Source organism: Dermacoccus sp. MPR-E5, assembly GCF_058809565.1.
The window spans coordinates 90,383-102,265 of sequence record NZ_JBXASS010000006.1 but is presented as its reverse complement, the minus strand read 5'-3'; the positions used below and the strand labels follow the sequence as shown (position 1 = coordinate 102,265).

Annotated in this window: 14 protein-coding genes; 1 reads left to right on the top strand and 13 read right to left on the bottom strand. The window is 68.9% G+C overall.

What is annotated here, in order from left to right; translation table 11 throughout:
• Positions 1–53: 53 nt before the first annotated feature.
• Positions 54–524, bottom strand: a complete 471-nt coding sequence (locus AC1RS9_RS06260) for a MarR family winged helix-turn-helix transcriptional regulator (RefSeq protein WP_492920873.1) — start codon at positions 522–524, stop codon at positions 54–56.
• 190 nt (positions 525–714) lie between these two features.
• On the opposite strand from AC1RS9_RS06260, the gene AC1RS9_RS06255 reads away from it, so the two are divergent.
• Complete coding sequence (locus AC1RS9_RS06255) at positions 715–1,245, top strand: YceI family protein (RefSeq protein ID WP_239303274.1); 531 nt, start codon at positions 715–717, stop codon at positions 1,243–1,245.
• Between the two features lie 348 nt (positions 1,246–1,593).
• On the opposite strand, the gene AC1RS9_RS06250 is transcribed toward AC1RS9_RS06255, so the two are convergent.
• From AC1RS9_RS06250 to AC1RS9_RS06195, 12 genes are all read right to left on the bottom strand, one after another.
• A complete protein-coding gene (locus AC1RS9_RS06250; protein ID WP_006943691.1) occupies positions 1,594–2,178 on the bottom strand; it encodes a putative endonuclease domain-containing protein in 585 nt (194 codons plus the stop codon).
• A complete protein-coding gene (locus AC1RS9_RS06245) occupies positions 2,175–2,354 on the bottom strand; it encodes a hypothetical protein (protein ID WP_131941659.1) in 180 nt (59 codons plus the stop codon). Before AC1RS9_RS06245 ends, AC1RS9_RS06250 begins: the two co-directional genes overlap by 4 nt.
• Positions 2,355–2,551: 197 nt before the next feature.
• A complete protein-coding gene (locus AC1RS9_RS06240) occupies positions 2,552–3,172 on the bottom strand; it encodes a superoxide dismutase (RefSeq protein ID WP_074040222.1) in 621 nt (206 codons plus the stop codon).
• A gap of 403 nt (positions 3,173–3,575) precedes the next feature.
• On the bottom strand, positions 3,576–4,541 hold the full coding sequence (hemB, locus tag AC1RS9_RS06235; RefSeq protein WP_006943473.1) for a porphobilinogen synthase: 966 nt from the start codon (positions 4,539–4,541) through the stop codon (positions 3,576–3,578).
• Positions 4,541–6,190, bottom strand: a complete 1,650-nt coding sequence (locus tag AC1RS9_RS06230; protein ID WP_492920870.1) for a bifunctional uroporphyrinogen-III C-methyltransferase/uroporphyrinogen-III synthase — start codon at positions 6,188–6,190, stop codon at positions 4,541–4,543. The genes hemB and AC1RS9_RS06230 overlap by 1 nt, the downstream gene beginning before the upstream one ends.
• Positions 6,187–7,170, bottom strand: a complete 984-nt coding sequence (hemC, locus tag AC1RS9_RS06225; protein ID WP_062255978.1) for a hydroxymethylbilane synthase — start codon at positions 7,168–7,170, stop codon at positions 6,187–6,189. The genes AC1RS9_RS06230 and hemC overlap by 4 nt, the downstream gene beginning before the upstream one ends.
• On the bottom strand, positions 7,167–8,468 hold the full coding sequence (locus AC1RS9_RS06220; RefSeq protein WP_038569444.1) for a glutamyl-tRNA reductase: 1,302 nt from the start codon (positions 8,466–8,468) through the stop codon (positions 7,167–7,169). Before AC1RS9_RS06220 ends, hemC begins: the two co-directional genes overlap by 4 nt.
• Positions 8,465–9,139 (bottom strand): redox-sensing transcriptional repressor Rex, encoded by a 675-nt coding sequence (locus AC1RS9_RS06215; RefSeq protein WP_006943965.1) that lies wholly within the window; start codon positions 9,137–9,139, stop codon positions 8,465–8,467. Before AC1RS9_RS06215 ends, AC1RS9_RS06220 begins: the two co-directional genes overlap by 4 nt.
• Before the next feature lie 196 nt (positions 9,140–9,335).
• On the bottom strand, positions 9,336–9,638 hold the full coding sequence (locus AC1RS9_RS06210; RefSeq protein ID WP_074040216.1) for a glutaredoxin family protein: 303 nt from the start codon (positions 9,636–9,638) through the stop codon (positions 9,336–9,338).
• An 85-nt stretch (positions 9,639–9,723) separates the two neighbouring features.
• Positions 9,724–9,822 carry a 30S ribosomal protein bS22 gene (locus AC1RS9_RS06205; RefSeq protein WP_003792170.1) on the bottom strand — a complete coding sequence of 33 codons (99 nt, stop codon included), beginning with the start codon at positions 9,820–9,822 and terminating at the stop codon, positions 9,724–9,726.
• A gap of 236 nt (positions 9,823–10,058) precedes the next feature.
• Positions 10,059–11,255: an acetoin utilization protein AcuC gene (locus AC1RS9_RS06200; RefSeq protein ID WP_074040214.1), complete on the bottom strand. Its 1,197-nt coding sequence runs from the start codon at positions 11,253–11,255 to the stop codon at positions 10,059–10,061.
• A gap of 4 nt (positions 11,256–11,259) precedes the next feature.
• Complete coding sequence (locus AC1RS9_RS06195) at positions 11,260–11,817, bottom strand: GNAT family N-acetyltransferase (protein WP_038569450.1); 558 nt, start codon at positions 11,815–11,817, stop codon at positions 11,260–11,262.
• Positions 11,818–11,883: the final 66 nt, after the last annotated feature.

The window sequence follows — 11,883 nt, the reverse complement described above, 5'->3', positions numbered from 1 at the left end:
CGGCAGGTGGTGCCTCGACACACCGTGCGCGGGGTGGTGGCGTGCTCCGGTCGTCAGCGCTCGCTGGCCTCGACGGCCTCGCCGACGCGGCGCATGGCATCCCCGAGGCTCGCGAACTGACGCGCGGGCATCACGTCGACCATGAAGGCGCGCACACTCGCGACGTGCACCTTGGCTGCCTCGTGCAGGGCCTGCAACCCGTCCTCGGTGAGGACGAGTTCGACGCCGCGGGAGTCGTCGAGGCAGGGCTGACGCTCGACCCAGCCGCGCCGTTCGAGGCGGTTGGCGGTATGCGTCAGCCGGCTGCGTGACTGCACGACGATAGCCGCGAGCGCACTCATGCGCAGGCGCCGACCCTCCGATTCGGAGAGCATCGAGAGGATCTCGTACTCGGCCAGCGACATGCCGTGGGCGAGAAGTTCACGATCGAGCGCCGTCTCGAGCGCCCGCGCGCCGCGCAGGTAGTGGCGCCACGCAGCCTGCTCGGACTCGCTCAACCACGCCGTCTCGCCACCTCGCGTCACGCTACTCGCCTCTCCTGCAGCCGCTTCCTCAACAGACCTAGTATTCCCGGTGTTCACCGTCAGTTCCACACGAACCCCCTGTTGGGGTGTGGAATGGAATACGCGCCCCGGGCATGTAGTTGAACATTCAACAACGCTCCGCTACGGTGAGTGCATCGACCATCAACGATCTGAAGGAAAGGGGCTCGTCATGGCCTCCCTCAACACCCTCCCCACCGGCACCTGGAACATCGACCCGGCGCACACGGAGATCTCGTTCGTCGCCCGTCACCTCATGGTGACGAAGGTGCGCGGCAAGTTCACCGACTACTCGGCGACGGTCGTCGCCGCCGACCCGATCTCGGATTCGAGCGTCGAGTTCACCGTGCAGACCGCGTCGTTCGACACGGGCAGCGCCGACCGTGATGCGCACGTCAAGTCGGGCGACTTCTTCGACGTCGAGACCTACCCCACGATGACGTTCAAGGCCACGCAGATCACGGACGACGAGATCACGGGTGACCTGACGATCAAGGATGTGACGAAGCCCGTCACGTTCTCGTACGACTTCAACGGTGTCGCGACCGACCCGTGGGGCGCCACGCGCGCCGGTTTCGAGGCGTCGGGTGAGATCAACCGCAACGACTTCGGCATGACGTTCAACGCTCCCCTCGACGGTGGCGGCGTCCTGATCAGCGAGAAGATCAAGATCAACCTCGACCTCGAGTTCACGAAGGCCTGACGACGATCAAGCGAGCGTAGGTAGGACCGCAGCGTCGTGTTCGTCGAGCACGGCGCGGGTGGAGTCACCGCAGCGAAGCGAGGATGGCTTCACCCGCGCCGGGCGCGGACGACCGCGCATGTCAAGCGAGGATCCTGCCGAAGCGAGCGTTGAGGAGTCAGGCCCGGAAAAAGGCCTGACGACGATCAAGCGAGCGTAGGTAGGACCGCAGCGTCGTATTCGTCGAGCGCGGCGCGGACGAACGCGCATGTCATGCGAGGATCCTGCCGAAGCGAGCGTTGAGGAGTCAGGCCCGGAAAAAGGCCTGACGACGATCAAGCAACCACAGGGGTTGTGGAGGTTCGTGCTTCATGGAGCACGAACCTCCACAACCCCTGCGTCGATGAGTGCGGCTTCGATCTGGTCGAGGAACGCATCAGGGTCGCTGCGCAGGCCGATGTCGGGAACGCGCAGGACGCGATCGCCGTGGAGGGCGACGGCGTTCTGCCGCAGTGCGTCGGTGATCGGGTTGGCGCCGCCCTGGTGGTGTGCGCCGTCGATCTCGGCGACGCGGCCGTCGGCGTTCCAGCGTGCATCGAGGTACCAGCCCCCGTCGGGGCCCTGGCGCACGACCTGACGATCCGGCAGTGGAGACCGGCGTCGACGCGGGTGCGCGACGAAGGCGAGTTCGTCGATGGATTGCGACCCACCGCCGATGTCGCGGATGAACCCGGCGATGGCACGTCGTCGCCGCAGCGTGGGGTGCATCTGCGACGCCGTAGAGAGCCACTCAGGTGTGGTGAGGCGCTGTTGCACCGTCATCGCGAGCAGCGCCCCGGCCGCGTGATCCGTGGCGGCGAAAGAGGCGGCACGAATGGCTGCGACGTCCTCGCGCGCTCGCGGAACGGGAGGGGCGTGCAGCGGCGGCACGTGGCGAACACGATGCTCACTCACGCCGTCGCCAGGCCGAACCGCGCCTTTCGCGGGCCCGCAGCATCCCGGCGCACGAGCGTACGCACGTAGTGACGCTCGACGCCTCGCTCGCGCAACTGAACGCGGCCGACGACGCCGCACGAGGCCACGGCCAGGTCAGCCGCCACCTGCGTTGCACTCACTCGCTCCACAGTCATGGATCCAGCCTGACGCGCGCGCCGCGCCCGGCGCCATCGACGCCGGCCCACCCTGGGGCCTCCCCCACCTCACGATGACGCCCACGATCGTCACCGCCGGGAATGACAGCCGCAGACGCCGACAAGGGTTGAGGAGGTTCGCGCCCCCCCTGGAGCGCGAACCTCCTCAACCCTTGCGTCGATGACTGATGCAGCGGTCAGACGATGAGACCGGGCGTCTGCTTCGACGCCTTCTCGAAACGCGCCTGCACGTCAGCCCAGTTGACGATGTTCCACCACTGCTTGACGAACGTCGCCTTGTCGTTCTTGTACTGCAGGTAGTAGGAGTGCTCCCACATGTCGAGCATGAGCAGCGGAACCATGCAGATCGGCACGTTGCCCTGGTGGTCGAAGTGCTGAACGATGTACAGCTTCTGCGCGACCATGTCCCACGTCAGCACCGACCAGCCGGCACCCTGCACACCGAGGGCGTTGGCCTCGAACTGCGCGCGGAACTTGTCGAGCGAACCGAAGTCGGCGTCGATACGAGCCGCGAGATCACCAACGGGCTTGTCACCACCGTCAGGCGACATGTTCGTCCAGAACACCGAGTGATTGACGTGGCCACCGAGGTGGAACGCCAGGTTCTTCTCCAGCGTGCCGAGGAACGTGAACTCCTCCTTGTCACGCATCTCCGACAGCTGGTCGACGGCCGTGTTGATGCCCTTGACGTACGTCGCGTGGTGCTTGTCGTGGTGCAACTCCATGATCTCGCCCGAGATGTAGGGCTCGAGAGCTGCGTAGTCGTAGGGAAGTTCCGGGAGCGAGTAGTCAGCCATGACCCCACGCTATCCACCTGCGACGAAGTCGCAACTAAGGCATACCTCGTCAGATGCGATACAGTCGCACCTGGGACGGGAAGCGCGAGAGGCCACGAGCAACAACTCGTGGCCTCTCGTCATGCGTGACGCGATGGGCTGGGCGCCCGATCGGTCGTCAGCACGCGTCAGATCGCCAGCGCACGATCTTTTGACGCGCTTCCTCAACGCTCGTTAAAACCTTCGCAAGCTCAGGCCCCACCGAGCCAGATCGCCAGCGCACGATTTTTTTGACGCGCTTCCTCAACGCTCGCTGGAACCTTCGCAAGCTCAGGCCTCACCGAGCCAGATCGCCATCGCACGATTTTTTTGACGCGCTTCCTCAACGCTCGCTGGAACCTTCGCAAGCTCAGGCCCCACCGAGCTAGATCGTCAGCGCGTAGTACGTCAAGATGATCGACGCGCCGGCACGCTTGATGCACGTCAACGACTCGCGGATCATGCGCTCACGATCGATCCAACCGTTCGCTGCAGCCGCCTCGATCATCGCCATCTCACCCGACACCTGATACGCCGCGACCGGCACCGTCGCGGCAGCCGCGACGTCCGACAACACGTCCAGGTACGGCAGCGCGGGCTTCACCATGAGAATGTCGGCGCCCTGCTCCTCGTCGAGCATCGCCTCACGCAACGACTCGGTGCGGTTGCGCGGATCCTGCTGATACGTCGCGCGATCACCCTGCAACGAACTCTGCACGGCCTCACGGAACGGGCCGTACGCCGCCGACGCGTACTTCGCCGAGTACGCCATGACGGCGACGTCGTCGTGCCCCGACAGATCGAGCGCCGCACGGATGACACCGATCTGGCCGTCCATCATGCCGCTCGGCGCGAGCACATGCGCACCGGCCTGCGCCTGCGCCACCGCCATCTGCGCGTACACGTCGAGCGTCGCGTCGTTGTCGACCCGACCCGCGTCGTCGAGAACCCCGCAGTGACCATGGTCGGTGAACTCGTCGAGGCACAGATCACCCATGACGAGCAGGTCGTCACCCACGGCGTCACGCACGGCACGCAGCCCGACGTTGAGGATGCCGTCAGGATCGAGCGCACCCGAACCCACGGCGTCCTTCGACTCCGGCACGCCGAACAGCATGACGCCTGCGATGCCGGCGTCACGCGCGCGCTTCGCCTCCGCGACGAGCGAGTCGAGCGTGTGCTGCACGACGCCCGGCATCGACGCGATCGGCGTGTTCTCCGAAGCGTTCTCGCGCACGAACACCGGCAGGATGAGGTCGGACGGCGAGACGACCGTCTCGGCGACCATGTCGCGCATCACCGGCGACGTGCGCAGCCGCCGCGGACGGTGCGTCAGATCGTAGCTACCCATCAGGCCTTCACCTTTCGTCGGGCCGCCCCGCGTCGATCGCTCGGGCGGCGTACCTTCTCCCCAGACTCCGCGGCCTCGTGGGCCAGCGACCGGCCGTAGCCGGCGAGAGCGTCGACGAGGGACGCCGCCGACGCCTCGGGCGCGACGACGTCGACGCGCAGCCCGTGCTCCTCGGCGGTCTTCGCCGTCGCCGGGCCGATGCACGCGACGACCGTCGACGTGTGCGGCTTGCCGGCGATGCCGACGAGGTTGCGTACCGTCGAACTCGACGTGAAGCACACGGCGTCGAACTTGCCCGACTTGATCGCCTCACGCACCTCCGGCGCGGGCGGGGCCGCGCGCACCGTGCGGTACGCGGTGACGTCGTCGACCTCCCAGCCCATCTCCTCGAGGCCCGCGACGAGCGTGTCCGTCGCGATGTCGGCGCGCGGCAGGAAGACGCGGTTGATCGGGTCGAGATCCTCGTCGTAGTCGGCCCACACCTCGAGCAGACCCTGTGCCGACTGCTCACCCGACGGCGTCAGGTCGGCCTCGAGGCCCCACTCGCGCAGCGCGTTCGCCGTCACCCCGCCGACGGCCGCGATCTTGACGCCCGCGAACGCGCGCACGTCGAGCCCGAACTCGGCGAACTTCTCGCGCACGGCGCGCACGGCGTTGACGGACGTGAATCCGACCCACTCGTAGCGCCCCGTGACGAGGCCCTTGACGGCCTTCTCCATCTGCTGCGGCGTGCGCGGCGGTTCGACGCTGATCGTCGGCACGACGGTGCTCGTTGCGCCGTGCGTCGCGAGACGCTCGATCATCGAACCCGACTGCTCCTTCGTGCGCGGTACGAGCACGTTCCAACCGAACAGCGGCTTGTTCTCCCACCACGACAGCAGGTCGCGGTGCGCGACCGTCGAGCCGACGATCGCCATGACGGGCCCGTCGAACGAGGATCGCTTGAGCACGGCGGGCACCTCGTCCAGCGTCGTCGTCACCGTCGACTGCGTGATCGTCGTGCCGTTCTCCGTCAGTGCGACGGGCGTGTTGCCCCGTCGGCCGGCCTCACGCAGTTCGCACAGCGACGTCTTGAGCGCGTCGGCCTGGCCGAGCACGACGACGGTGATGCACGCGTCGATCGAACGCGCCCAGTTGATCTTCGGGTCGCCTGCGGTGACGACGTGGACGGTGCGCGCCTTCGCGTCCGTCAGCGGCACGCCCGCGTACGCGGGCACCGCGGAGACGGCCGAGACGCCCGGGACGATCTCGAAGTCGATGCCCGCCTTGGAGCACGCGAGCGCTTCTTCGGCGAGGCCGTGGAACGTCGACGGGTCGCCGTCCATGAGGCGCACGACGAGCGGCTGCTCGCCACCTCGAGCCGAGCTGTCGGCGTCATCATGCTGCGCTGCAACGGATTTCGCAGTCTTGACGACGAGCTTCGCGCGGCTCGCGGTGGTGAGCTGCGCGCCCGCGTCGCCGTAGCCGGCGTCGACGAGTTCGACCTCGTCGCGCACGAACGGCGCGACGAAGCGCTCACCGCAGATCTGGTCGAAGATCACCGCGTCCGCGTTCTCGATGAGGCGCGCGGCGCGCATCGTCAACAGGCCCGGGTCGCCCGGGCCCGCGCCGACGAAGGCCACCCTCGCGTGGTGCTGGTCGGTGCTCATGCGCCTGCCTCCTTCGTGCTCGTCGTGGGATTCGGTGCCTCGCGCGGCGGGATCACTGCGCCCGCGCCGTCGTCGAGCAGCGTGCGGGCGAGCGCCTCCCCGACGGCGGCCGGGTTGTCGTAGGAGCCAACGTCGCTGCGGCGCAGCTCGAACGAACCGTCGGGCGCACCGACGAAGGCGCGCAGTGAGATCTCGAGCGAGCCGTCGGGCTCTTCGACGATCTCCGCGAGCGCGCCGACGGGTGCCGCGCAGCCGGCTTCGAGGGCGCCGAGCACGGCGCGCTCGGCGGTGACGGCGGCGCGCGTGTCGGCGTCGTCGAGCTCCGCGAGCGCGGCGATGACGCGTGCGTCACCCTCGCGGCATTCGAGCCCGAGCGCGCCCTGGCCGGGGGCGGGCAGCATCTGCAGCGGGTCGATCGTCTCGCTGATGGCGCCGGTGCGTTCGACACGCGTCAGCCCGGCGCGCGCCAGGATGACGCCGTCGAGTTCTCCGCTCGTCACGTAGCCCATGCGCGTGTCGATGTTGCCGCGGATGTCGCGGATCTCGAAGCCGAGCCCGAGCGCCTGCAGCTGCGCGGCACGTCGCGGCGAACCAGTGCCGACGACGGCGCCTGCGGGCAGTTCGCCGAGCGTCAGACCGTCACGGGCGACGAGGGCGTCGCGCGGGTCCTCGCGCACGGGGATGCCGGCGATCACGAGGCCCGGTTCGGGCGCGACGGGCAGGTCCTTGAGCGAGTGCACGGCCATGTCGACCTCATCCTCGAGCAGTGCGCGGCGGATGGCGGCGGCGAACACGCCCGTGCCGCCCATCTGCGCCAGCGAGGCGCGGTTGACGTCGCCCTCGGTCGTGATCTCGACGATCTCGACGGCGTGGCCGTGCGCGCGCAACTGTTCGGCCACCCACGTCGACTGCGTCATCGCGAGGTGGCTGCGTCGGGTGCCCAGGCGGATCGGCGCGGCGTCGGCTGCTTGGCTGTTCATGGCATCTCCGGGGGAACCGTGACGACGCGCGTCTGCGCGGGGTCGAGGTCGAAGAGGGCGGAGAGCACTGCGGCGTAATCACTCTCACCGACAGCACCACCCTGGCTGGCAAGTTCTTTCACCCGCACCGTGGGCGTGTGCAGGAGTTTCTCGACGACGCGGTGCACCGTCAGCTGCACCTGCGCGCGAGTCGTCTCGTCGAGGTCGACGCGGCTGTCGAGGCGGCTCAACTCGGCGGCGACGATGTCGGCGGCGTTGGCGCGCAGCGCCGCGACGGTCGGGGCGACGCGCTCGGCGCGGCGCGCGACGACGTAGGCGGCGACCTCGCTCGTCACGAGGTCCTGGACGGCCTTGATCTCCGCCTCCGCGCCGGGCTCGCCCTCGACCTGCGGGCCGAGGTCGCCGAGGCCGAGCACGGCGACGCCGCGCACGCAGGAGACCTCGTCGGCGACGTCGCGCGGCAGCGCGAGGTCGACGTAGACCTGGGGGCGCCCTTCAGGATTCGCGCGAGCCGCGAGCGTCGCGTCGATGACGTGGCCAACGGCGCCGGTGCACGACACGACGAGGTCGGCCGCGGCGAGGGCGTCAGGCAGTTCGTCGATGGGGCGCGCGGCGCAGCCGGCGGCGTCGGCGAGGCGGCGGGCGGCGTCGAACGTGCGGTTGACGACCGTCACCTCGCCAAGACCGTGACGCACGAGCGTGTGGGTGGCGAGGGAGCTCATCGCGCCCGCCCCGACGACGACGGCGCGCACACCCGTCAGGTCGCCGAGCATGTTGCCCGACAGGTCGAGGGCGCGCTCGACGAGGGAGCGGCTGACGGTGTCGATGCCCGTCTCGGAGTGCACGCGCTTGCCGACGCGCAGCGCCTGCTGCACGAGGCGCGACATGACGGGGCCGATGCGCCCGGAGCGCTGCCCCTCACGCAGGCTCTCGCGCAGCTGGGCGAGGATCTGGCTCTCCCCCACCGCGAGTGAGTCGAGGCCGGCGGCGACGTTGAACAGGTGCGCGACGGCGCGTTCGTCGAAGTGGACGTAGAGGTGTTCACGCAGCTCGCCGAGGCCGACACCCGTCGCGGCAGCGAGCGCCTCACCGATCTCGGTGACGGCGCCGTGGAACGTCGTCGCATCGGCGTACACCTCGACGCGGTTGCACGTCGACAGCACGATCGGCTCGTCGACGTTCTCCCCCGCGAGCAGCCGCTCGAGCAGCGCCTGCTGACCTGCGGGGTCGAGAGAGGCGCGCTCCAGCACGGCGAGTGGCGCCGAGCGGTGGGACAGGCCGAGGACGATGACGCTCATGCCAGGAGCTCCTTCGTGGTGCGAGAGCGGGCGAGGCGTGAGTGCTGCTCACGGAACGCGAGGATCTGGAGTTCGCCCGCCATGTCGACGCCGCGCACCTGCACGTCGGCGGGCACGGTCAGGACGGTGGGGGCGAAGTTGAGGATGCTGCGCACGCCGGCGACGACGAGGCGGTCGGCGACCTGCTGCGCCGCGGTGGCGGGCGTCGCGATGATGCCGATGACGCCCTCGCCCGGCTCGGGTCGCAGCGCCTCGAACGGGACGATGACGCGGCCGCCGACGTCCGTGCCGACGACGCGCGGGTCGTCGTCGATGAGCCACTTGATGTCGAAGCCCTTGACGCCGATGCCGCCGTACGTCGCGAGCGCACGCCCGAGGTTGCCCATGCCGACGATGGCGACGGACCACTCGCGCTCGAGGCCAAGAGCGCCGGCGACGTGGTCGGCGAGGGTGACGATGTCGTAGCCGACACCGCGCACGCCGTACGAGCCGAGGGCCGACAGATCCTTGCGCAGCTTGGCGGAGGAGACCCCGGCCTGCTCGGCGAGCGCCTCGGAGGAGATTCGCTCCTGCCCCACCGCGGCGCGCTCGTTGAGCACGCGTAGATACACCGGTAGCCGATTCACGGTGGCGTCGGGAATCTCCCGGCGCTCTACGTGCTCGGTGCTCACGGCAGCTACGGCCTTTCCTCGGGGCTCACGCGCTCACTTCGCGGTGCGGGGCGCGTATACCAAACGCCCGCACAGGCGTTCGCGGGACCCCCCGAGCTTAGACCTTGTGCACCGAGGCACAAAGTGGCGTGACGTCGTTCACGTCCGCGTGATGACGCGGAATGAGTGCCATTTGGACGCGACGGGACCTTGGTCCCTACCTCCGCCTGCGCCCGCCCGTGACGGCGCGGCGCAGCCGATCCTCGTCGACGCGCCAGTAGTCGTGCTGCTTGCCGTCGACCAGCGTGACGGGGATCTGCTCGGCATACCTCGCCACGAGATCGGGGTGCTCGAGCATGTCGATCTCCTCCACCTCGGCGCCCGTCTCGGCGGCGACCTTCTCGACGACGGCGCGCGCGTCGTCGCACAGGTGGCAGCCGGGCTTGGTGATGAGGGTGATTCTTCTCACAGCATCATCGGGGGTGTGTCCGAGAGCGCGTCGCAGCGGGGAGACGTTCATCGCATCAGCCTAGGAGCATGCCCCGAGCATGCAACAGGCCCCTGCCGCGGGGCGGCAGGGGCCTGGAGCGTCAAGAGTGATCAGGTCACTTCTTGTTGCGACGCTGGTGACGCGTCTTGCGAAGCAGCTTGCGGTGCTTCTTCTTGGCCATGCGCTTGCGGCGCTTCTTGATGACGGAGCCCATGAGTGAACCGTTCCTTACCTGTTGTCCTTGGCGATGCCCGTGCCGACATTCGCCGGTGCGTTCCTGCCCCACCGCGAGGTGGGTCGGCCACGGGAATATCTGAGCCATCGTATCGTCTGCTGTTTTGCTGCGCGACTCGTGGGGGTGACGCGCCGTTCACCGGCGAGTGCTTCGACGTCCCGTCGTGGCGCTCGCGCCCATCGCCCACGGGTCGTCACTGCCGGGCAAGGTGGACGTCAGTCGAACCAGACGTCCAGGCCATGATGCGGGAAGACGGCTTCGCGTGTCGCCATGACGGCCTGGTCGACCTGCGACTCGGGATGCATGCCGGAGGCCCACGACTGGAACCACACGTCGTCGTTCTCGGCGACACCGTCACCCATCTTCGTCGGCGCCGTGCGCCCCGTGATGGCCTCGACGTGGCGGCGCCACTCGTCCGGCGTCGGCGTCTCGAGCGGGATCGGGTGATCGGCGGCGATGGCCGTCAGGTGCGTCCACGAGCGCGGGACGACGTCGACGAGCTCGTACCCGCCGCCGCCGAGCGCGACCCAGCGCCCGTCGCACACATCGTGCGCGAGCTGGTGCAGCGACTGATGCGCCATCTTCTGCGCGTCGACCGTCAGCACCATGTGCGCGAGCGGGTCGGAGTAGTGCGAGTCGCAACCGTGCTGGGTGACGAGCACCTGCGGCGCGAAGGCCGTCACGACAGGGTGGACGACGGCGTGCAGCGCGCGCAGCCACTCGGCGTCGCCGGTGCCGGGCGGCAGCGACACGTTGACGGCCATGCCCTCGGCCTCGGGCCCGCCGCAGTCGCGGGCGAAGCCGGTGCCGGGGAACAGCACGGTGCCCGACTCGTGGATCGAGATCGTCAGCACGCGCGGGTCGTTCCAGAACGTCTTCTCGACGCCGTCGCCGTGGTGGACGTCGATGTCGACGTACGCGACGCGCTCGACGCCCTGATCGAGCAACCACTGGATGCCGATCGCCGCGTCGTTGTAGATGCAGAAACCGCTCGCCGCGACGGGCATCGCGTGGTGCAGGCCGCCGGTGAAGTTGACTGCGTGCTCGTACTCACCGGTGTGCACGGCCTGGACGGCGCGCAGCGTACCGGCCGCGATGAGCGCGGAGACGTCGTGCATGCCGACGAACGCCGGGTCGTCCTCCGTGCCCAGACCGAACGACGTATCGGCGTCCGCCGGGTTCGCCGATGCGGCCATGACAGCGTCGACGTACGCGCGCGAGTGGACGCTGAGGAGGAACTCGTCGCTTCCGTCTGGCAGGCGTGGCGCCTCGACGTCGACATGCCCCAGAACGCCGAGACCCTCCGCGAGGCGCGCAGTCAGCGCGAGCCGCAGAGGGTTCATCGGGTGACCCTCACCGAAGTCGTACCGCGTCAGCGCGGCGTCCCAGATGACGAGGGTCGGGTGGGGCATGACGTCAGTGACGCGCGTCGAGGACGTCGCTCGGGATGGAGGTCTCGTCGGCACCGAGCGGGTAGACGAACGCAGCCTCTTCCTCGGACTCGGTGTCGGACGAGTTCGGGTTCATCGGACGACGGTGCTCGGTCGGCAGGAAACCGCGGCTCGACGCGAACGCCACACCACGCGCGTTGTCGGTGCCGACCCAGTAGATGACGGCGCCCAGGCTCTCCTTGCGCGCCTGCTCGAGAACAGCTTCGAGCAGCGCGACGGCGACGCCCGTGCCACGCGCGTCGGGTGTGACCCACAGGCCGAACAGCTCGCCGTACGGCGACTCCTCGTCGTCACGCACATCGCTGCGCAGCGAGACGACGCCGACCTTGTCGCCGTTCTCGTCGGTCGCGAGGATGCGGCGCGCACGCGCCATGCGTCGACGCCACGCGCTCTCGTCGAGCTGCTTCTCGGCGGACGACGACGCCGCGAAGGCCTCGGGCGACTCCTCCAGAGCGCTCAGGCGAACGTCGCGGTAGATCTGCCAGTCGTCTTCGCCAAGGGTTCGTACAGTCAACGCAGTCATACGCATATCGAACCACGTTTGGCTGAGCCGATGGGCGCTGGGGGTGCCGTGCGCCGGATGCCGGGA